The organism is Streptomyces caniferus (genome assembly GCF_009811555.1).
Taxonomy (GTDB): domain Bacteria; phylum Actinomycetota; class Actinomycetes; order Streptomycetales; family Streptomycetaceae; genus Streptomyces; species Streptomyces caniferus.
Genome location: NZ_BLIN01000005.1, coordinates 4,159,133 through 4,180,648, shown reverse-complemented (window position 1 = coordinate 4,180,648; position 21,516 = coordinate 4,159,133). Strand labels below are relative to the sequence as shown.

General features: G+C 73.5%; 16 protein-coding genes and 1 tRNA gene. 10 read left to right on the top strand and 7 right to left on the bottom strand.

All coding sequences use genetic code 11. The annotated features are described in order from the left end of the window. The first annotated feature begins 85 nt into the window (after window positions 1–85). A complete protein-coding gene (locus Scani_RS34895) occupies window positions 86–643 on the top strand; it encodes a GbsR/MarR family transcriptional regulator (RefSeq protein WP_159481678.1) in 558 nt (185 codons plus the stop codon). Window positions 644–658: 15 nt separating this feature from the next. On the opposite strand, the gene Scani_RS34890 is transcribed toward Scani_RS34895, so the two are convergent. Continuing rightward, entirely contained in the window at window positions 659–1,633 is a 975-nt protein-coding gene (locus Scani_RS34890) for a diacylglycerol kinase catalytic domain-containing protein (RefSeq protein WP_246296318.1), read from the bottom strand. Between the two features lie 206 nt (window positions 1,634–1,839). Between Scani_RS34890 and Scani_RS34885 the strand changes: the two genes are divergently transcribed. Further along, window positions 1,840–3,126, top strand: coding sequence for an adenylosuccinate synthase (locus Scani_RS34885; RefSeq protein ID WP_159481677.1), 1,287 nt, complete (start codon window positions 1,840–1,842; stop codon window positions 3,124–3,126). Window positions 3,127–3,163: 37 nt separating this feature from the next. On the opposite strand, the gene Scani_RS41395 is transcribed toward Scani_RS34885, so the two are convergent. Further along, window positions 3,164–4,972 (bottom strand): serine/threonine-protein kinase, encoded by a 1,809-nt coding sequence (locus tag Scani_RS41395; RefSeq protein ID WP_159481676.1) that lies wholly within the window; start codon window positions 4,970–4,972, stop codon window positions 3,164–3,166. A 247-nt stretch (window positions 4,973–5,219) separates the two neighbouring features. Further along, window positions 5,220–6,830, bottom strand: a complete 1,611-nt coding sequence (locus Scani_RS34875; protein ID WP_159482550.1) for a serine/threonine-protein kinase — start codon at window positions 6,828–6,830, stop codon at window positions 5,220–5,222. A gap of 528 nt (window positions 6,831–7,358) precedes the next feature. Between Scani_RS34875 and Scani_RS34870 the strand changes: the two genes are divergently transcribed. The 4 genes from Scani_RS34870 (at window position 7,359) to Scani_RS34855 (ending at window position 11,344) form a co-directional block, all read left to right on the top strand. Then, complete coding sequence (locus tag Scani_RS34870) at window positions 7,359–8,153, top strand: VTC domain-containing protein (protein ID WP_159481675.1); 795 nt, start codon at window positions 7,359–7,361, stop codon at window positions 8,151–8,153. Between the two features lie 182 nt (window positions 8,154–8,335). Then, entirely contained in the window at window positions 8,336–9,757 is a 1,422-nt protein-coding gene (locus tag Scani_RS34865) for an aspartate aminotransferase family protein (protein ID WP_371872409.1), read from the top strand. Window positions 9,758–9,920: 163 nt separating this feature from the next. Next, window positions 9,921–10,598, top strand: coding sequence for a GntR family transcriptional regulator (locus Scani_RS34860; RefSeq protein ID WP_159481674.1), 678 nt, complete (start codon window positions 9,921–9,923; stop codon window positions 10,596–10,598). Window positions 10,599–10,693: 95 nt separating this feature from the next. Beyond that, complete coding sequence (locus Scani_RS34855; RefSeq protein WP_159481673.1) at window positions 10,694–11,344, top strand: putative DNA-mimic protein; 651 nt, start codon at window positions 10,694–10,696, stop codon at window positions 11,342–11,344. 540 nt (window positions 11,345–11,884) lie between these two features. Here the strand turns inward: Scani_RS34855 and Scani_RS34850 are convergent. Then, the gene (locus tag Scani_RS34850) at window positions 11,885–12,655 is read right to left on the bottom strand and encodes an SLATT domain-containing protein (protein WP_159481672.1); all 771 of its coding nucleotides are present in this window, start codon (window positions 12,653–12,655) and stop codon (window positions 11,885–11,887) included. 294 nt (window positions 12,656–12,949) lie between these two features. Here Scani_RS34850 and purD point away from each other — a divergent pair, with 294 nt between their 5' ends. The 4 genes from purD (at window position 12,950) to Scani_RS34830 (ending at window position 19,279) form a co-directional block, all read left to right on the top strand. Beyond that, entirely contained in the window at window positions 12,950–14,224 is a 1,275-nt protein-coding gene (gene purD / locus Scani_RS34845; RefSeq protein ID WP_159481671.1) for a phosphoribosylamine--glycine ligase, read from the top strand. Window positions 14,225–14,734: 510 nt separating this feature from the next. Further along, complete coding sequence (locus tag Scani_RS34840; protein WP_246296317.1) at window positions 14,735–16,552, top strand: hypothetical protein; 1,818 nt, start codon at window positions 14,735–14,737, stop codon at window positions 16,550–16,552. Between the two features lie 246 nt (window positions 16,553–16,798). Then, window positions 16,799–18,280, top strand: coding sequence for a N,N-dimethylformamidase beta subunit family domain-containing protein (locus Scani_RS34835; protein WP_159481670.1), 1,482 nt, complete (start codon window positions 16,799–16,801; stop codon window positions 18,278–18,280). Window positions 18,281–18,379: 99 nt separating this feature from the next. Then, the gene (locus Scani_RS34830; RefSeq protein ID WP_159481669.1) at window positions 18,380–19,279 is read left to right on the top strand and encodes a phosphoribosylaminoimidazolesuccinocarboxamide synthase; all 900 of its coding nucleotides are present in this window, start codon (window positions 18,380–18,382) and stop codon (window positions 19,277–19,279) included. A gap of 104 nt (window positions 19,280–19,383) precedes the next feature. Here the strand turns inward: Scani_RS34830 and Scani_RS34825 are convergent. From Scani_RS34825 to Scani_RS34815, 3 genes are all read right to left on the bottom strand, one after another. Next, window positions 19,384–19,456 (bottom strand) — tRNA-Gly (locus tag Scani_RS34825). Window positions 19,457–19,509: 53 nt separating this feature from the next. Beyond that, on the bottom strand, window positions 19,510–20,139 hold the full coding sequence (locus Scani_RS34820) for a response regulator transcription factor (RefSeq protein ID WP_246296316.1): 630 nt from the start codon (window positions 20,137–20,139) through the stop codon (window positions 19,510–19,512). Between the two features lie 95 nt (window positions 20,140–20,234). Then, window positions 20,235–21,443: a sensor histidine kinase gene (locus tag Scani_RS34815; protein ID WP_246296482.1), complete on the bottom strand. Its 1,209-nt coding sequence runs from the start codon at window positions 21,441–21,443 to the stop codon at window positions 20,235–20,237. Between the last annotated feature and the right edge of the window lie 73 nt (window positions 21,444–21,516).

Genomic DNA, 21,516 nt, shown 5'->3' with positions numbered 1-21,516 from the left:
GCTACGCTAGTTTCACAAATTTGTGAAGATAAGAAAGCGTATAAAGTTGAGGTGGGTGGCTCTGATCAGGGGAGATGATGCGGACATGAGCGAGCAGCAACAACGGACCGCGGGCCGGACCACGAAGACGCCCCGGGGCACGCGCGAGGGAACGCGCGACGACGAGGCGGTCTCGCAGTTCGTCGAACGGTTCGCCGCGCAGCTCGTCGACGCCGGGATGCAGCGGATGTCCGCCCGTGTCTTCGCCTGTCTGCTGGCCTCCGACTCCGGCGTGCTGACCTCCGCCGAGCTCGGCGAGCGCCTCCAGGTCAGCCCCGCCGCGGTCTCCGGCGCGATCCGCTACCTCTCCCAGGTCGACATGGTCAGCCGGGAGCGCGAGCCGGGCTCCCGCCGCGACCGCTACCGCGTGCACAGCGACCAGTGGTACGAGGCCCTTGCGCGCCGGGACAACGTCCTCACCCGCTGGGAGGGCACCCTGCGCGAGGGCGTCGAGAGCCTCGGCGAGGACTCCCCGGCGGGCCGCAGGATGGGCGAGACGCTCGTCTTCTTCGAGTTCCTGCAGACGGAACTCGCCGGGCTGCTGCAGCGCTGGCGCGAGCACCGCGACCAGATGCGGGCCGAGTTCGACGCCGCCGGCCGCTGAGGCGCCCGCCGGCCCTCACCCCCGCGGCAGCTGGAGCCGCCAGGCCCCCGGCTGCAGGGTCCAGGTACGGGTCCTGACCGGCCCGCCGACCACCGCGTCCGCCCGGTAGTGGAAGTCCGCGCCGGACACCGTCACCGCCCGTGCCCGGGTCCGCACCGGCCGTCCCCCGCCCGGCCAGTGCACCACGACCTCGGCCAGCGCCCCGCCGTCACCGGCCCCGGGCCGCGGCCCGTCCGCCCCGGGCCGCCCGCCGGGCACCACCGACACCCCGCGCACCGGCCGGTCCAGATCCGCCAGCAGCACCCCGTCCGCCTCGATCCGCAGCCGCTGCCCCGGCACCCGGGCGCGCCGACCGCCCAGCCCGGCGGCGGGCGCGGCCAGCAGCGCCAGTGCCGTACGGGCGGTCCGCGCGGCCGGCTGCCACCACGGCCGGTGCCCGTCGAGGCCGCCCGCCGGGCCGTCCCGCCCCTCCACGGCGTCCAGCGGGGGAGGCGCCGCCGCGGGAGCCGTCGCCGGGACGTACACCCCCTGGCCCTGCCGGGTCGCCGCGCCGCCGCAGGGGATCCGCAGCCCGCCGAGCACGATGCCGTCGCTGTCGTCCGTGAGCAGGTCCCTCGGGCGCTCACCGCCGTCCAGGACCGCGCGCGCCGCGGCCACCGTGTCCGTCGGGATGCCCAGGGTGCGGCTCAGCGCCACGGCGGACGGGGCGCCGACCGGCACCATCGACAGCGGCACCGCGGCCAGCTCGCGTTCCTTGTGCAGCAGGCCCACCACCCGCAGCAGCGCCCGGTCGTCACCGATCACCACCGGCCGCCGGTGGCCGCGCCGGGCCAGGATCCGTGCGAATTCCTCCGGCCCGTCCGGGAGGCAGATCTTCGCCCCCGCGCCCGCGCACAGGACATCCTTCGCGATCCGCACGGACTCGCCGTCCGTACTGCGGGCGACCGGGTCGATGACCACGAGCAGGGGGTGCCCCCGAACGGAGTCCACGGGAGAGTGCCCAGAAGGCTGCGCCGACACCTCGGTCCTTCCTCAGGTAGCATCTCGGTGCAAGAGCCCCTTGCGCTATTGCGCCAGGGGCTTCGTCTATTCCGGGGCACCGGTCCGACGGCTCTGGCGATGACGTATGCGTGAACACGCACGTTGTCGCCATCCACGCACGTTGGACATGCCCCGCCCGGAAGGGGTGTACGCCTGTGCCCGCACTTGTGCTGCTCGGTGCTCAGTGGGGTGATGAGGGCAAGGGAAAGGCCACCGATCTGCTCGGTGGGTCCGTTGACTATGTGGTGCGCTACCAGGGCGGCAACAACGCCGGCCACACGGTCGTCGTCGGCGACCAGAAGTACGCGCTGCACCTTCTCCCTTCCGGAATCCTCTCGCCGGGGTGCACCCCGGTCATCGGCAACGGTGTCGTGGTCGACCCGGCGGTCCTGCTCTCCGAGCTGAGCGGACTCAACGAGCGCGGCGTCGACACGTCCAAGCTGCTGCTCAGCGGTAACGCGCACCTGATCACGCCGTACAACATCACCGTCGACAAGGTGACGGAACGGTTCCTCGGCAAGCGGAAGATCGGCACCACCGGCCGCGGCATCGGCCCGACCTACGCCGACAAGATCAACCGCGTCGGCATCCGGGTGCAGGACCTCTACGACGAGTCGATCCTCATCCAGAAGGTCGAGGCGGCCCTCGAGGTCAAGAACCAGCTGCTGACCAAGCTCTACAACCGCCGCGCCATCGAGGCCGGCCAGGTCGTCGAGGAGCTGCTGGGCTACGCGGACAAGATCAAGGGCTATGTCGCCGACACCACCCTGATCCTCAACAAGGCGCTCGACGACGACAAGGTGGTCCTCTTCGAGGGCGGCCAGGGCACGCTGCTGGACATCGACCACGGCACGTACCCCTTCGTCACGTCCTCGAACCCGACCGCGGGCGGCGCCTGCACGGGCGCCGGCGTCGGCCCCACGAAGATCAACCGCGTCATCGGCATCCTCAAGGCCTATACGACGCGCGTCGGCGCCGGTCCGTTCCCGACCGAGCTGTTCGACGAGGACGGCGAGGCGCTGCGCCGGATCGGGGGCGAGCGCGGTGTCACCACCGGCCGCGACCGCCGCTGCGGCTGGTTCGACGCCGTCATCGCCCGCTACGCCACCCGCGTCAACGGCCTGACGGACTTCTTCCTCACCAAGCTCGACGTGCTCACCGGCTGGGAGCAGATCCCGGTCTGCGTGGCCTACGAGATCGACGGCAAGCGCGTCGAGGAGCTGCCCTACAGCCAGTCCGACTTCCACCACGCGAAGCCGGTCTACGAGACGCTGCCGGGCTGGTCCGAGGACATCACCAAGGCGAAGTCCTTCTCCGACCTGCCGAAGAACGCCCAGGCGTACGTCAAGGCGCTGGAGGAGATGTCCGGCGCCCCGATCTCCGCGATCGGCGTCGGCCCCGGCCGCGACGAGACGATCGAGATCAACTCGTTCCTGTCGTAGGACCCCGCGTTCCCAGAACCGCACCGCAGCCGCGCAGCTACTCTGCCCTGGAGTAGGTGCGCGGCTGTTCGTCGTCGCCCAGGAACTCGTGGCGCAGGGTGCCGTCGCCGTTCAGGCGGAGGACGGAGGTGCTGCCCGGGGCGCAGCCGGGGGCGGGCCGGTCCACGACGGAGGGGCCGACGGTCAGCTTGCCGCCCTCCGCGGCGTAGAGGTCGGCATGCGCCGTGCAGCGGCCGCCGCGGCCCACGACGACGGTGGTGAGCACCGTGCTGCCCGCCGGGGCCCGCTTGAGGGTGAGCCGCTCGCTGCCGTAGCCGTCGGCGTTCGGCCGCTGCCAGGTGCCGAGGTAGCCGTCGGGGACGGACTCCTCGGCCGGGCCGATGCGGTGCAGCGTCGCGGTGCGGCCGGCCGCCGCCCAGGTCAGGGTGCCGCCGTCGCCGGCTTCGAGGGTGTGCTCGCCCAGCGCGGCACAGCGGCCCTCGGGCACCGACCGTACGACCGTGGTGTCCAGCCGGAGCGCCTGATGCCCGTCGTGCGTCGTGACCGACACCAGCTTGCCGTCGCTGCGGCACTCGTAGGTCGTGCCGAGGCTGGTGCTGTTGGCGACGACCTCGCCGACCTTGCCGTTGGTGATCACGAATCGCCGCTGCCCCCCGGTGGGCTCCCCGTCCCGCAGCACCGGGCCCGACCAGGTGCCCAGATAGCGGGCGGGGATGTCGGACGGGCTCTCTTCGGCGTCCGCTCCGCCGCTCAGCAGCGGGACCGCGACGGTGGTGGCGGCGGCCGCGACGACGGCGGTGGCGAGGAGGGGGAGCCAGCGGGGGCGGCGGCGGGACGGTGCCGCCCCGGCCGGGGTCGTGGGTGCCGGAGCGGGCGCGACCCTGGTGGACGTGAGCGTCGGCGGCTGGCCGCCGGGCGGGGTGTCGGTGTCCAGGAGGCGTACGGCGTGCTGTCCCAGGCGCGCGATCAGCTCCGCCGGCAGCCAGGGGTCGGCCGAGGAGCCGCCGGGCACCGGCCCCATGCGGTCGGCGATCTCCCCGGGGGTGGGCCGCGCGGCCGGGTCCTTGGCCAGGCAGTCCTGGATCAGGCCGCGGATGCCGTCCGGCGCCCCGGTCAGCTCGGGCTCCTCCTGGGCGATCTTGAACATCACCGCGTGGAAGCCCGAGTCGGGGTTGCCGAACGGCTGCCGCCCGGTCGCCGCGTACGCCAGCACCGACCCCACGCAGAAGACGTCGCTGGGCGGGCCGACGCGGTGCCCCTGGACCTGTTCGGGCGACATGAAGCTGGGCGAGCCGAGCACCGTGCCGGTCCGGGTCTGCTCCCCGACCGCGTCCAGGGCCCGCGCGATGCCGAAGTCGATGACCCGGGGCCCGTCGATGGTGACCAGCACATTGGACGGTTTGAGGTCGCGGTGCACCAGGCCGACGCCGTGGATGTCGCGCAGCGCGCAGGACAGCCCGTACGCCAGCCGCCGCAGCGCGTACTCCGGCAGCGGGCCCGGTCTCCGGATGGGGCCGTACGTGCCGCCGACGACCTCGCTCAGGGTGGGGCCCGCGATGTATCCGGTGGCGACCCACGGGACCGCGGCCTCGGTGTCGGCGTCCAGTACCGGGGCGGTCCAGCGCCCGCCGACCCGCCGCGCGGCCGCGACCTCGGCCCGGAAGCGGCTCCGGAACTCCTCCTCGGCGGCCAGCTCGGCCTTCACCAGCTTCACGGCGACGGTCCTGCCGCCCTCCGAACGGGCGAGGTAGACCCGCCCCATCCCGCCGCTGCCGAGACGGCTGAGCAGCCGGTAGTCCCCGATCCACTGCGGATCGTCGGCCGTCAGCTCCCGCAGGCCGTCCATCCGTGCGCCCTCCCCCGTCTCGTTCCGTGCCTGAGGCGCGTTCCGGCAGCAGGCGTCCTCCGAGCGTAGGCGGCCGCGGATCGCGCCATGGCCGAGAGATCGTCACGACGGGGGAACAATCGATTCCCCGCGGGGGACGAGAGGCGCGCCGGGGCGCGCGGGGAGCGGTCGGGCGCTCCCCGGATCCACGGCTTCCCGAGCCGTCCGTTCCCGGACCGCCGGCTCCCCGGGCCCGTTCCCCGGACCGTCAGCTCCTCTTGCCGTGCGGCAGCTTGCGGTACGACAGCGCCTTCCCGTCGTCGAAGATGCGGCGCAGCTTGCCGTGCACCATCTCCAGCGTGCTCGGCGAGCCCGGACTGCAGCTGTCGGTCTGCCCGGAGACCACGGTGGAGGGGCCGAGGCGGACCGGGGGCCCCGCATGGGCCAGGGCGGCGGCGAACTCGCAGCGGTAGGTCGCCCCGGTCGCCGTCATCGTCAGCACGATGTCACCGGCCTTGCCCTGTGTGAGGGTGAAGCGCCGGACCTCGTCGGGGGAGTGAACCAGCGTCGTCTCCCACGTGCCCAGGTAGCTCGCGGGCAGCCCGCCGTTCGCCGTGGGCCGCGCCCCGCCCTGCGTCCGGGTGCCGCCTTCGCCACCGACCGCGGCGTCCGTCGACCGCAGGCCGCCGCCGTCCCCGCTCATCAGCGCGTACGCGGTGACCGCACCGGTCCCGGCGAGGGCCAGCGCGGCCGCGGTGAGCAGGGCGGCACCGGCACCACGGCGGCGCGGCGGCGTACGGGCCGGGTCGGGACCCGATGCCGCGTCACGGCGGGGTGCCGGGGCGGCGGGCGCCGAGGTGCGGCCCACGACGTGCGTGGGCGCGACGGCGAGGGGCGGCCCGGAGTCCTCGGCACCGGCGGCCGACGGCGCGTCCGCCCGCCCGTGGGCGGCGCCCCCGCCCTGGGGGTGCTCCGCCTCCAGCAGTTCCACGGCGTGCCGCCCCAGCCGCGCGGTCAACGCCCCCGGCAGCCATGGCTCGTCGTCCGCACCCGGCCCGTCACCGCTGCCGCCCTCCGCCTGCGCCACCAACTGCTCGGGCGTGGGCCGCTGTTCGGGGTCCTTGGCCAGGCATCCGGCGATCAGCGCCCGCAGTCCCTCGGGCACCGCGGAAAGATCGGGCTCCTCCTGGGCGATGCGGAACATCACCGCGTGCACGACGCTGTCGACCGTCCCGAACGGCTGCCGCCCGGTCGCCGCGTACGCCAGTACGGAACCGAGGCAGAAGACGTCGCAGGCCGGGGTGAGCGGCGCGCCGCGCACCTGCTCCGGCGCCATGAAGCCCGGCGAGCCGATCGCCCCCTTCGTACGCGTCACACCGTTGCCGGGCGCCGCCTCCAGGGCCCGCGCGATCCCGAAGTCGATGACCCGCGGCCCGTCGATGGTGAGCAGCACGTTGGACGGTTTGAGGTCGCGGTGGATGATTCCGGCCGCATGGATCGACCCCAGCGCTCGGGCCAGTCCGGCGGCCAGGATCAGTACCGTCCGCTCGGGCAGCGGGGTGCCGCTGCGGCCGACGACCTGCTGCAGGGAAGGGCCCGCGATGTAGCCCGTGGCGAGCCAGGGCGTGTCGGCCTCGGTGTCCGCGTCCAGGACGGGCGCCGTCCACTCCCCGCCGACCTGCTGGGCGGCCCGCACCTCCCGCCGGAAGCGCGCCCGGAACTCCTCCTCACCGGCCAGCTCCGCACGCACCAGCTTGACCGCGACCGTACGTCCGCGGTCCGAACGGGCCAGGAACACCCGCCCCATGCCGCCCTCGCCGAGCCGCCCGATCAGGCGGTAGTCCCCGATCCGCGGCGGGTCCTGCGCCTCCAGCGGCATCAGCCCCGCGGGCCCTTCCGCACGCACCGGCCGCCCCTGCCGCCCCTGTCGCTCCGGATGTCTTGGCTGTTCCACGTTCCGCCGACCCTTCCCCCCGAATCCGCCCTGCGGCGAGTGGGCGGCGTCTGTGCACACGGCCTGCCCACACCCCCTCCTCCGCGTCGAGAATAGCGAGGGCGCCCCGGCCCCCGGCAGGCTGCGGGCCCGTCATAGCCCCGTAGTTGGCGGTCTCCGCCCATGCTGCTGTCCCTCGCCCCCGGGCCGCGCACCGCCCGGCGGTGGCCGGGATCCGACGCTGCCGGATGTCTCTTTCCGCCTCCCGGAACTTTCCACGGGCGACGCACGTCGTACGCGTACCTCCTCGCCCGCCGCGCCCGCCGCGCCCGCCCCGACGTCCCCGACCCCAGCGACACCGGCCCCGACCACCGGCGACACCGGCCTCCACCCCGACGGAACAGCGCTCCCCGGCCCCGCCCCGCACGTGCCCGCCCGCACGTCGCGGCCCCACCCGACCGCCAAGGAGACCGTGTGATCCCCGCCGTACGAGCCATCGCCCGTGCCGCCATGGCCGCGCGCCCCGTGCCGCTCGCCGACGTCCAGGCACGGGCCGACCTCCTCGCCCGGTTCGACCGCCGCTACCTCGTCCCGGTCGAGGTCTTCGCCGCCGTCGCGGCCGAACTCACCGACCGCCGCAGGCCGGACGGCCCGTTCGCGGCGCTGTGCATCAACGGACGCCGCTGGTTCCGCTATCGCTCCGTCCACTACGACACCCCCGACCTGCGGTCCTTCCACGACCACCGCCTCGGCCGGCCGTTGCGCTACAAGGTCCGCGAGCGGCTCTACGAGGACACCGGGGAGCGGCAGTTCGAGATCAAGCTCCAGGGACGGCGCGGCGAAACGGTCAAGCATCGCCGGCCGCTGCTGCCGGGCGCCCCGGCCCTCGGCCCGGCCCCGCGCGGCTTCCTCACCGCCGTACTGGACCGCACCTACGGCATCGCGGCCCCCACCGACCTGGACCGCTCCCTGGAGACCGACTACACCCGCGCCACCCTCGTGGCGGACGGCCAGCGCATCACCTGTGACGCGGCGCTGTTCTGCCGGGACCTGGCGTCCGGCCGCACGGTACGCGCCGACGGCGGGCTGGTCCTCGTCGAGACCCGGAGCACCGGCCGCCCGACCGAGGCCGACCGGCTGCTGCGCGGCCACGGCGTCCACGCCGCCGCCTTCAGCCGGTACTGCGGCGGGCTGTCGGCGCTGCGCCCGGACCTCGCCGCCGGTCGGTGGCGGCCGGCGGTACGGACGGCCTTCCCGGCGGCCGCCTGAGGGGCGCGCGGTGCCGCGGCGACCGGCCGGGCGGGCCGAGATTCTTGACAGTATGTCCGTGAGCCGTGGGTGGACTCACACACAGTGTCGGTACCGTCGGACGGGCCGTGATCCCTACGCTGAGGGCGTTCGCCGCGCCGATCCCCCGGCGGACCCGAGCGACTCGATCCGAGGTACTGACCGTGACCACGACGCCCTCCGCCTCCGCCGCCGACCCTGCTGCCGGCGAAAACAGCAGCGCGAAGCGCTTCCAGGGAAGGGTGGGGGTGGGCGACGGGCGGGCCGTCAAGGCCGCCGACCGCGCGCACGTCTTCCACTCCTGGTCCGCGCAGGGCCTGATCGACCCGCTGCCGATCGCCGGCGCCGAAGGCGCGTACTTCTGGGACTACGACGGCAATCGCTACCTCGACTTCTCCTCGCAGCTGGTCAACACCAACATCGGCCACCAGCACCCCAAGGTCGTCGCGGCGATCCAGGAGCAGGCCGCCAAGCTGTGCACCATCGCGCCCGGATTCGCCGTGGACGTACGGTCCGAGGCCGCCCGGCTGGTCGCCGAGCGCACCCCCGGCGACCTCGACAAGATCTTCTTCACCAACGGCGGCGCGGAGGCCGTGGAGAACGCCGTCCGGATGGCCCGGCTGCACACCGGCCGCGCCAAGGTGCTCTCCGCCTACCGCTCGTACCACGGTGCCACCGCCACCGCGATCAACCTGACCGGCGACCCGCGGCGCTGGCCCTCCGACACCGCCTCGGCCGGCGTCGTCCACTTCTGGGGCCCGTTCCTCTACCGCTCGGCCTTCCACGCCGAGACGGAGGAGCAGGAGTGCGAGCGCGCCCTCGCGCACCTGGAGCAGACCATCGCCTTCGAGGGTCCGCAGTCGATCGCGGCGATCATCCTGGAGACCGTCCCCGGCACCGCCGGGATCATGGTCCCGCCGGCCGGCTACCTCGCCGGGGTCCGCGAGATCTGCGACCGCTTCGGCATCGTCTTCATCCTGGACGAGGTCATGGCGGGCTTCGGCCGTACGGGCACATGGTTCGCCGCCGACCACTTCGGCGTCACGCCCGACCTGCTGACCTTCGCCAAGGGCGTCAACTCCGGCTACGTCCCGCTGGGCGGCGTCGCGATCAGCGCCGAGATCGCCGCGACCTTCGACCAGCGCCCCTACCCGGGCGGCCTGACCTACTCCGGCCACCCGCTGGCCTGCGCCTCCGCCGTCGCCACCATGAACGCGATGGCCGAGGAGCGGATCGTGGAGAACGCCGCCGAGATCGGCGAGCGGGTCATCGGCCCCGCGCTGCACGAGATCGCCGAGCGGCACCCGTCCGTCGGCGAGGTCCGCGGCATGGGCGTCTTCTGGGCGCTGGACCTGGTCAAGAACAAGGAGACCCGCGAGCCGCTGGTCCCCTACAACGCCTCCGGTGCCGCGGGCGCCCCGATGGCCGAATTCGCCGCGGCCTGCAAGCGCGGCGGTCTGTGGCCGTTCGTGAACATGAACCGGACGCATGTCGTCCCGGCCTGCACGATCACCGAGGCCGAGGCCAAGGAGGGCCTCGCCGCCCTCGACGAGGCGCTGTCGGCGGCCGACGCCCACACCGTCTGAGCCCTCGCGGGCGACGCCGCCGGGGAGCGGAACCGCAGGTCACGGACGTGGCGTCCGGCGGACCGACGGTAACCTCGGGCGGCGTCCCGGTACGGCCCTCGCCTATCGTGGGCGGGGGCCGCTCCCACCTGCGCGGTCAGGGACGTCGAAGGAGACGCACACGATGGCCGCCGGCGGAGACAGCTCAGTCATACGACGCAGCACCCTGCGCCAGCAGATCGCCGACGCCCTGCGCGACGAGGTCCTGGCAGGCCGGCTGCCGTCCGGCCACCCCTTCACCGTGAAGGAGATCGCCGAGCAGTACGGCGTCTCCGCCACCCCGGTGCGCGAGGCCCTGCTGGACCTGTGCGCGCAGGGCCTGCTCGACGTCGAACAGCACCGGGGCTTCAAGGTGCACGCCTTCACCGCCGACGACTTCCGCGCCATGGTCGAGGCCCGCACCCTGATCATCGAGGGCATCTTCCGCAGCGGCGCCGACCAGGCCCTGCGCGCCACCCCCGCCGAGGTGCTGATCTCCATCCGGCGCCGGGCCGACGAGGCCGAACGGGCCGCGCGGGGCGGCGACCTGGACGTCCTGATCGGCTACGACCTGCGGTTCTGGCGCGAGCTGAGCAGCATCGTGAACAACGCCTACATCAGTGACTTCCTCGACCGCATCCGCGTCCAGACCTGGATGTTCGCGGTGCCGCTGCTGCGCCGTGAAGCCGACCTCAAGGGTCATCTGTGGCAGGGCCACAGCGCGCTGGCCGCCGCCCTGCTCCAGCACGACCTGGCCGAGGCCCAGCGGCTGATCGCCGAGTACAACGAGCACTCCCTCGCTCTCGTCGGAACGCGCGGCTAGCACTACGCTGTCCCGACCATCGGCCGTAATGGGCCGTACCCGTACCTGTACGTGCGCCGGTGTCCCTGTTCCCGACCGGAAGCGAGCCCTCACTCGTGGCATGTGACCTGTGGCTGGTACCCCTCGTCGATGTGCTGTGCCACAGCCCCGACAACCCGTTCTCCGAAGAGATCGCCGCCTACGACAAGGCCCTGACGGAAGCGGGCCTGTCACCGGTGCCGGTCTTCAGCTATATGCCCGGCCTGTCCGGTGACGTCGCCCCCGTCGCCGGCTTCGACTACGACGCCCTGCACTTCCTGCGCCGCGCCTACCTGCTGCGACTGTGCGGCCTCGAGGTGACACCGGTCGACGAACTGGGCGGCGACTACGAGCAGTTGCTGGAGATGTTCGAGGCCACCGCGCAGCAGTCCCATCTGGTGTGGCACTACGACCACGCGGGCGCCTACGTCCCGGTCGACTTCCCGCACCCGCTCGCCAACGACGAACTGCTGGAGGGCGGCGGCCCGCTGGGCTCCTCGCACGGCCTGCTCCGGGACCTCGAACTGGTTGCGCCATCCCTCGGTATCGATCCGGCCAATCCCCCGGCCGCCCCCGCACCCCCGGCCGGCCCCACCTCCCTGGAGGAACGGTCCGCCGCGGCCCCCCTGGACGACAGCCCGTTCGCCCGGGAACGCCACGTATGGCTGGGCCTGCACGCCGCCGCCACCCGAAGCCTGGGCCAAGGCTCCATGATCGTCTTCAGCTAGCCCCACCACAGCCCCCTAACCCACGACCGGTCCCACCCACCACCGGTCCCACCCACCACCTCTTCCCACCCACCCACGGGAGGGGACGGGCCGGAGGGGCAGGGTGTCCGGACGTAAAGCGAAGCAGTCCGGACACCCTGCCCCGGAGGCCCGTCACCGCACCCACAGCCCCGCGCAGCGGACCCGGCCCGCCGCCAGGCGCAACGGCGGGAAACCACCACGGCGGGAAAGCCGAATCCGCCGGCGGGAAAGCCGAACCCGCACAACGCGGGAAGCCGCCACGGGGGGGGGGACGCCGAACCCGCGGAAAGCGGGAAGCCGCCACGGGGGGGGGAACGCCGAACCCGCGGAAGCCGAGAAGCCACCACGGCGGGAAAGCCGAACCCGCTGGCGGGAGGGCCGAACCCGCGGAAGCCGAGAAGCCACCACGGCGGGAAAGCCGAACCCGCTGGCGGGAGAGCCGAACCCGCGGAAAGCGGGAAGCCACCACGGCGGGAAAGCCGAAACCGTGGGAAGCGGCCCGCACGGACGGCCACCATCTCACCGCGAAGGCCCCTCCGGCGGCCGCTGCCGAGGCATATGCGGCCGAGCCCGCTGCGACACCGCAAACCGGCCCGGCGGCCCCGAGCCTTCCTGGCGCACGCCCCCACCCGCAGAACCGCCCCCGTGATTCGCGGCGAACCGCAGTGAATCGGCCCGGAACTGGGCCATCCAGTCGGCCGTCTCGGCCCGCACCAGCTCCCCGAGATCCTCGTTGAACCGCCGCAGCACGGCCAGACAGCGCTCCGCCGCCTCGCCCGCCGTGCCCTCGGCCGGCCCGAGCACCTCGCGCACGCTCTCCACCGCCCAGTCGAACTGCAACGCCTCCAGCCGCCGGTGGATCGCCTGGGCGGTCGCCAGATCCCGTATCCACCCCGCGGTCATGCCGAAATACCGGTCGCAGCCCACGCACACCGCCGCCAGCAGCAGCGACAGGGTGCCCCAGGGCGCCCCGCCCTCCCAGATCCCGGCCAGATCCAGCAGCGGGAGCACCCCGCCCACCGTCACCCCGGCCGCGGCCCCCAGCCGCAGCGCCCGCGCGCCGCGGCGCTTGGCCAGCCGGCCGCGCAGGTACCAGTCGGCGCTGCGCAGGGCGCCCTCCTCGCTCCAGAGATAGAGCGCGTCCAGGCGGTCCGCCGGCTCACCCCAGTCGCCGAGCGGGAAGACCCGCCCGGCAAGGTCCCTCCGGGCGCGGCCCCGGCTGCCGCTCTCCCGAGTGGGGCTGCCGCCCTCCCGAGGGGGCCCCTCGGGCTGCATCTCCGGATGACTCACCCGTGCACTCCCTCTCTGTCTCCAGCGCTCTCCACGGATACCTGCGGTGCATGCGTGACGTACGAGACGGCCGTTGCGCACAGCACCCTTCCTACCGCCGAACGGCTGGCGTCGGCCCCACCATCACGCTCTTTCCGCCCGGAAGTGGTGCGGGATCGGATATAAGGCCACCGGGCATCTCACCCGAAAGAGTTGCCACCGCGGCGACGCACGGTTTCCGGCCGCTGCGGGCCCGATTGCCGCCCCGGCCCGGCCGACGTCAGGCCGCCGGGGGCTCTCGTCTAGGCTGCCACCGTGAAGGTCCTCGTCATCGGCGGCGGCGCCCGCGAACACGCCCTGTGCCGCTCTCTGTCCCTCGACCCCGACGTCACCGCGCTGCACTGCGCTCCCGGCAACGCCGGCATCGCCGAGGTGGCCGAATTGCACGGGGTCAACGCCCTCGACGGCGCGGCCGTCGCCGAACTCGCCGCCGGTCTGCAGGCCGACCTGGTCATCGTCGGGCCGGAGGCCCCCCTGGTGGCGGGCGTCGCGGACGCCGTGCGCGACCGCGGCATCCCGGTCTTCGGCCCCTCGGCCCAGGCCGCCCAGCTGGAGGGCTCCAAGGCCTTCGCCAAGGACGTGATGGCCGCCGCGGCCGTCCCCACGGCCCGCAGCTATGTCTGCACCACCCGGGAAGAGATCGACACGGCCCTGGACGCCTTCGGCGCGCCCTACGTCGTCAAGGACGACGGGCTGGCGGCCGGCAAGGGCGTCGTCGTCACCGACGACGTCGAGGCCGCCCGCGCCCACGCGCTGGCCTGCGACCGGGTCGTCATCGAGGAGTTCCTCGACGGCCCCGAGGTCTCCCTCTTCGCGGTCACCGACGGCGAGACCGTCGTCCCGCTGCAGCCCGCCCAGGACTTCAAGCGCGCCTACGACGGCGACGAGGGCCCCAACACGGGCGGCATGGGCGCGTACAGCCCGCTGCCCTGGGCCGACCCCGAGCTGGTCGACGAGGTCATGGCCACCGTCCTGCAGCCCACCGTCGACGAGCTGCGCCGCCGCGGCACCCCGTTCTCCGGGCTGCTCTACGCGGGCCTGGCGATCACCTCCCGCGGGGTGCGCGTGATCGAGTTCAACGCGCGCTTCGGCGACCCGGAGACCCAGGTCGTCCTCGCCCGCCTGAAGACCCCGCTCTCCGGTCTGCTGCACGCCGCGGCCACCGGCACCCTCGCGACCCTTCCGCCGCTGCGCTGGAGCGACGGCGCGGCGGTCACGGTCGTCATCGCCTCCCACAACTACCCGGACACCCCGCGCACCGGCGACCCGATCGACGGCCTCGCCGACGTCGCGGACCAGGACGGCCCCGAGGCGTACGTCCTGCACGCCGGTACCCAGCGCGACGACTCCGGCGCGGTGCTCAGCGCGGGCGGCCGGGTGCTGTCCGTCACCGCCACCGGCTCCGACCTCACCACCGCCCGGGAGCGCGCCTACCGCGCCGTCGGCCGGATCTCCCTGGACGGTTCGCAGCACCGCACGGACATCGCCGCCAAGGTCGCGGCCGACGCGGCGGAGGCGCAGGGCGCCTAAGCCCCCTGCGGCCACGGCCTTCACGGCCTGTCCCACCTGTCCGGCCGTGCCCCGCCGCCCGGGGCACGGCATGCGCAGGGCGCGCGGACGCGCTCGGCGCGGACGCGGCGATCGGTGACCTCTTTCCCGGGGCATATGCCACATACGGTGACATATGCCCCGGCCCTCCGGGCGCAGACCGGGCCGGAGCGTTCATGGCCCACACCTGCCGGGCACCGGTTCCCGGCTTTCCCCAAAGCCATTCCATCGAGTGACCGCACCAGGTATACGGCTGACGGGGCCCACGCCCCCAACTAGGGTGCCGCGCAAGCGTCCTGTGGTCGCCGGGCCGGAATCCGGCCCGGCTGCCACGGCGGCGTCCGGCAAGTGGCTCACCGGCATTGCGATGTCAGTGGCCGGTGCCACAGTGGTGGTGGAGTCCACACGCTCCACCCACCGCGCAATTCTCGTACGTCCGTCCCGTGTTCTCTCCGTCCGGCTCCAGCAGGACAGCAGGGGGTGTACAGGCTCGTGGCAAGTCCGGAAACAGGCGTCCTGGCGGCGCGTGCCCGCGCCCTTGCCGTGCTGCGGATCCGCAGTACGGCGCTGGCCGTCGCGCTGCTGCCGGCCGCCGTGGCGGTGGTGCTCTTCGTCGGCCGGGCGACCGGCCATCTCGGTGCGGGCACCGGCTGGCGGCTCGCCGGCTGGATCGCCGGCGGCCTCGCGGTGCTCAGCCTGTTCCTGGCCGCGCTGGTCGCCGTCGTCGTCGCGCGGGCCAGACCCGCGCTCAGCCCGTCCGTGCCGATCCCCGAGAAGTCGGCCCCCGATCTCTACCGCCTCGTCCGCGACCTCGCCGACCGCCTCGAGGTCCCCGCGCCCTCCGCCATAGCGCTCACCCCGGACTGCGACAGCTGGCTGGAGGACCGTACGCACCGCGCCCACGGCCCGCCGCGCCGCGGGGGAGCGGCAGCCGGTGAAGGACGCCGGGCGCCCGAGGCGCCCGTCCTGGTCATCGGCTCACCGTTTCTGTGGTGGATGCGGGTCGCCGAGCTGCGCGCCCTGCTGGCCCCCGTCGTCGCCGGCACCGGCCCGTCCGCCCACCCCGACATAGCCGCCGCCCGCCGCTTCATCCGCGGCCTGGACGCCGCCGTCGCCGTATCGGCCCGCGCCCGGGGCCCGCTGCGCGCACTCCCGCTGCGCTTCGTCGGCCGGGTGGCGCGACTGCTGCTGCGCGCCGGACGCGAACACGCCACGATCATGGAGCGTGCCGTCGCGGCCGCCGCGTCCGAGCGCGCCCAGACCGTCGACTACGGCCTGCGGATCGTCGCCCAGGAGCAGGTCGGCCTCGCCTACGCGGGCTGGGACCGCCTGCTGACCCGGGTCGCGTTGCCCGCCTGGCGGATGGGCCGCTGGCCGTCCCGGCTGGACGCCGGGGTGGTCTCCGCGCTCACCGAACTCTCCCGCCGCGACCGCCTCGCCGACGGCTTCGCCTCCCGCCTGGGCGAGCGCCCCGCCTGCGACCTCCTGGAGGAGCCGGGCGCCATCGACCGCGCCGCCTCCCTGCTGGCCGCCCGCCTCTTCCACGGCGGCCCGGCCGAGCCCGGACCCGACTGGTCGCCGGTCGGCTGGAACCAGTATCCGGAGGAGGTCGTGGACCGGAAGTGGCGCCTGGAGGCCGCCCGCCTCCACCGCGTCCTCGACACCCTCCCGGCGACCGCGCTCCCGGCGGCCCCGCCCGCGCCGGCGGCCCCGGACCCCGCCTGCGCCCCGCACCTCTCGTACGCCCGCTCCGCGCCCGGCCCCCACCCGGCGGACCGCCCCGCCGGCGGTCCGCCGTCGTCCGCCGACCGCCGCGACGACCCGCCGGCCGCACCGGCCCCGGGTCCGACGCTGGCCCGCGTCATCGACCGGCTGGTCCAGGACGAGCGGGCGGGCGATCTGGTCGCCGCCCGGCTGGGCGCGGAGGTCGAGCGTGAGGAGCGCGAGGAGGCGGCCCGCCAGGCCGCCCTCGGCGGCTCGGCGCAGGACGCCGCCATCGGCGTGGCCTGGGGCGACGGCCTGGTCTCCGAGGGCGGTCTGCCGCTGTTCCCGCTGCAGCCGCCCCGTACGGGCCGCGAACTCCTCGCCGACCACGTCACCGCCATGGTCTGCTGCGCCGCCGTCGACACTGCCGGTGCCGCCCCCGGCCTGGACTGGCTCGACGGTCCGGCGCTGCTGGTCGACGGCGCCCGCCGGTCCGACCTCGGCCGCCCGGTGCTCAGCTTGGTCGACGACGGCGATGCGGAGCCGCTCCGCGGCTGGCTGACGACGGTCGGCGTACGCCCCGAGAAGCCGGTTCGGCTGGTATGACCGGAAAGCCGCATTTATCCGCCAGGCGGGAGCCGGGCACCTCGTCCCGGATCTCCCGCACCACCGGCTGAATGTTCCCTTCCAGTTCGCATTTCGGGGGTCGGGCCCTCTAAATTCACGACGAAGGGTGACGAAGTGAGTGCGTAATGTGATGTGCTGAGGGATGGCCGGCCGGGTTCGCCCGGTCGGACGCAGCACCGGCCCGATCGGCCACGACCGATGGGGGACGCGGGAGGGGAGTGGAAGGTGGCGACGGATCAGATCAGGCGCTGGGAGTCGGGCGCACTGGCCCATGCGGTCACGGACCCGTTCGGGCAGGGCCCGCTGCCCTGGCTGCGCGGCAGCGAGAACTACTTCGACTCCGGCCGCATCATCCCCTGGTACGTCGACCCCGCCGTCGCCCAGGGCGATCTGCCGGTGCCCGCCCCCAGCAAGCACAACGGCCCGCGTACCGCCGATGACGTCCACCGCCAGATCAAGGGCTTCGCCGGCCCCGGCGCGGTGGCCCCCGGCGAGGCCATCGACTTCCGCGTCTCGGTGGACCCGCCCCAGCCGTTCAACATCGACATCTACCGCATCGGCCACTACGCGGGCGCCGGCGCCTCGAAGATCACCAACAGCCCCCGTCTGGCCGGCATCGTCCAGCCGCCCCCGCTGACGGCCGACCGCACGGCCTCCTGCCACCACTGGTGGCTCTCCTGGCGCCTCCAGGTCCCCACGTTCTGGCAGCTCGGCGCCTATGTCGCCGTGCTCACCACCGCCGACGGCCGCTACCGTTCCCACATCCCCTTCACGGTCCGCGACAACCAGCCCGCCGACCTCCTCCTGCTGCTGCCCGACATCACCTGGCAGGCCTACAACCTCTACCCGGAGGACGGCCGCACCGGCGCCAGCCTCTACCACGCGTGGGACGAGGAGGGCGCGCTGCTCGGCGAGGGGGACGCCGCCACCACCGTCTCCTTCGACCGCCCGTACGCCGGCGCGGGACTGCCCCTCCATGTCGGCCATGCCTACGACTTCATCCGCTGGGCCGAGCGCTACGGCTACGACCTCGCCTACGCCGACGCCCGCGATCTGCACGCCGGCCGCGTCGACCCGTCCCGCTACCGCGGCCTGGTCTTCCCCGGCCACGACGAGTACTGGTCGGTGCCCATGCGCCGTACGGTCGAGCGCGCCCGCGACAACGGCACGTCCCTCGTCTTCCTCTCCGCCAACACCATGTACTGGCAGGTCGAACTCTCCCCGTCGCCCTCGGGCCCGGACGCCCTGCTCCACTGCCGCAAGCGCCAGGGCCCCGGACGCCCCGCGCTGTGGCGGGAGTTGGGGGAGGCCGAACAACGGCTGATGGGCATCCAGTACGCCGGCCGGGTCCCCGAGCCGGCCCCCATGGTCGTCCGCAACGGTGACCACTGGCTGTGGGACGCCACCGGCGCCCACGAAGGCGATGAGCTCCCCGGCCTGGTCGCCGGCGAGGCCGACCGCTACTTCCCGCGCACCAGCCTCCCCGAGCACACCCGCCGCACCCTGCTCGCCCACTCCCCGTACGACGACAGCGAAGGCGTCCGCCGCCATCAGGAGACCTCGCTCTACCGCGCCCCCAGCGGCGCCTGGGTCTTCGCCTCCGGCACCTTCGCCTGGTCCCCCGCCCTCGACCGCCCCGGCCATGTCGACGAACGCGTCCAGCGCGCCACCGCCAACCTCCTCGACCGCATCTGCAAACGCGACTGAACCGCCCGCCCCACCCGCGTACCCGGCCCCCGTCCGTCACCACCGGCCCGGGTAGGGGAGAATCGGTACGACTCCTGGATCAACCTACGCGGAGGAAGCGTGCCCGGTTTTGTAGAAAAGCCTGAGCCGGTGGAGGTTCCCGGGCTCACCCACCTGCACACCGGCAAGGTGCGCGACCTCTATCAGAACGCCGCCGGCGATCTGATCATGGTGGCCAGCGACCGCACCTCCGTCTACGACTGGGTGCTGCCCACCGAGATCCCCGAAAAGGGCCGCATCCTCACCCAGCTGTCCCTGTGGTGGTTCGACCAGCTCTCCGACCTGGCGCCCCACCATGTCCTCTCCACCGACGTCCCGGACGGCGCTCCCGCCGACTGGGCGGGCCGCACCCTGGTCTGCAAGTCGCTGCGGATGGTCCCCGTGGAGTGCGTGGCCCGCGGTTACCTCACCGGCTCCGGCCTCGCCGAATACCGGCAGACCCGCACCGTCTGCGGCCTGGCCCTCCCCGAAGGCCTCGTCGACGGCTCCGAGCTCCCCGCGCCGATCTTCACTCCGGCCACCAAGGCCGCCGTCGGCGACCACGACGAGAACGTCTCCTACGAGGAGGTCGTCCACCAGATCGGCGCCGATGTGGCCGCCCAGCTCCGGCAGACGACCCTCGCCGTCTACGGCCGGGCGCGCGACATCGCCCGTGAGCGCGGCGTCATCCTGGCGGACACCAAGTTCGAGTTCGGCTTCGACGGTGAGCAGCTGACCCTGGCCGACGAGGTGCTGACGCCCGATTCCTCGCGTTTCTGGCCCGCCGACCTGTGGGAGCCGGGCCGCGCCCAGCCCTCCTTCGACAAGCAGTTCGTCCGCGACTGGCTGACCTCCCCCGCCGCGGACTGGGACCGCACGGGCACGCTGCCGCCGCCCGCCCTCCCGCACGAGATCGTGGAGAGCACCCGCGCCAAGTACGTGGAGGCCTACGAGCGCCTCACGGGTCTCAGCTGGTCATGACCTCGTCCCCCGGCCCGGGTCCGTACCCGGGCCGGGGGAGCAGGTGCCGGGCAGACGAAAAGGCCCCGTCCGACATCACTGCCGGCCGGGGCCTTCTCCTTCTGAGCGGACGACGAGGCTCGAACTCGCGACCTCAACCTTGGCAAGGTTGCGCTCTACCAACTGAGCTACGTCCGCATGCTCCGTGCACAGCTCCTGAAACCAGTCGCCGTCGCGCGGTGCGGGCACCACTATAGCCAACCTCGCTCGCGGGCGAGACGCGCCGCGACGTGACGGTTCTCCGCTCCCAGCTTCGCGGTGGCCGAGGAGAGGTAGTTCCGCACCGTCCCCGGCGACAGCGACGCCCGCTCCGCGATCTCCGCGACCGGTGACCCGTCCTCGGCGCACTCCAGCACCTCCGCCTCCCGGACCGAGAGCGGCGACTCCCCGGCGCTGATCGCATCCGCCGCCAACTCCTGGTCCACATAACGGTTTCCGGCGTGGATCGTGCGTATGATCTCCGCCAGCCGCTGCGCCGACACCGTCTTCGGCACGAACCCCCGCACCCCGGCCGCCAGCGCCCGCTTCAGGTGCCCCGGCCGGCCATGACTCGTCACGATCATGGACCGGCACCCCGGCACCTCGGCCCGCAGGGATGTGGCCACCGCCACACCGTCCGCCCCCGGCATCTGCAGATCCAGCACCGCCACGTCCGGCCCGTGCGCCCGGGCCATCGCCCGCGCCTCCGGTCCCGACGCCGCCTCGGCCACCACCAGCAGATCGTCCTCCAGCGACAACAACGCCGCCAGCGCCCCGCGGATCAGATGCTCGTCGTCCGCGAGCAACACCCGGATCACCTCGCCACGCTCGCCGTCACTCACCTGCCACCCCATCTCTCGCCCACCACGCCTCCCACGCCCGGGACGCATCCCCGCTCGCGCCACCTCCCCGCGCCGCACCGTCCCCAGCCTTGCGCCTACCCCGTCGCCGTCCCCATCGGCAGCTCGACGGTCAGCCGGTAGGAACCCTCCTGAACCGGGCCCGACGTCAGGGTGCCGCCCAAGGGGTGCAGCCGCTCCCGCAGTCCCTTCAGGCCGCTGCCGGGCGGCGAGCCGGTCCCGGTGGCGACCGGCGGGTGGGTGACCCCGTCGTTCTCCATGGTCATCACGAGTACCGACCGGTGCGGATCGATCAGGGTCCGCAGCGCACAGTGCCGCACCTCGGCGGCGTGCCGCAGGACGTTCGTGGTCCCTTCCCGTACGACCCAGCCGAGCGCCGACTCCACCTCCGGCGGCAGCTGCGTCTCGTCCTCGCCCTCGATACGGCAGTCCACCCCGGCCGCCCGCAGGATGGAGCGGGCCCCGGCCAACTCCGCCTGCAGATCGGCCTTCCGGTATCCGCGCACCACCTCCCGCACCTCCCGCTGGGACTCCTGGGCGATCCGCTGCACCTCCACCATCTGCTCCACGGCCTCCGGCCGCTCCCGCCGGGCCAGCTGGACCGCCAGCTCGCTCTTCAGAGCGATCACCGCCAGATTGCGGCCCATGACGTCGTGCAGATCCCGGCCGAACCGCAGCCGTTCCTCGGCGACCGCGAGCCGTGCCTCGGTACTGCGCGCCGCATCCAGCTTCCGGACCACACCGAGCAGCCAGCCCGTGGGCCGCGTTATCCCGAAACTCCACACGCCGGCGAAGACCAGCAGACATGACAGGGCCACCGCTCCCAGCCAGGAGCCCGTAAGCGCCCCGAGCAGCAGGACGAGCCCCAGCGTGGCGGCGGCCAGCGCTGCCAGAAAGCTCCGCTTGGACACCACCAGGCAGTGCGCCATGAAGAACGGTGTGAGGCAGGCCCCGACCGCGATGGGCACCGTGGCCGCACTGTCGCCGTGGCCGATGCCCATGAGGGCGATCAGCGCGAGCAAGGCGCCTTCGGCGGCGAGCGTCAGCACACCCGAGAGAAGCAGCAGGCCGCGCGGTGTCGGCCCCAGCGTGAGATAGCGGTCCAGCGCCCGGTTCAGCAACGGAACGGCCAGCACGCCCTGCACCACGTTCAGTCCACTGGCGACCACCGCCAACGTGACCGGCAACGCGTGGCCGCCCGTGACGCTCATGACGGGCATCACCCCGCCGAACACGGGAAGCCAGGGGATGGCGTACAGACTCCAGCGGAAGTAGGCCTCGACCATGCTCACCTGGCTCCGCCGTCGCCACATCGCCCTCAGCCGCCCGATCATGCGCTGCCCGCCCCCGTCGTCGGAT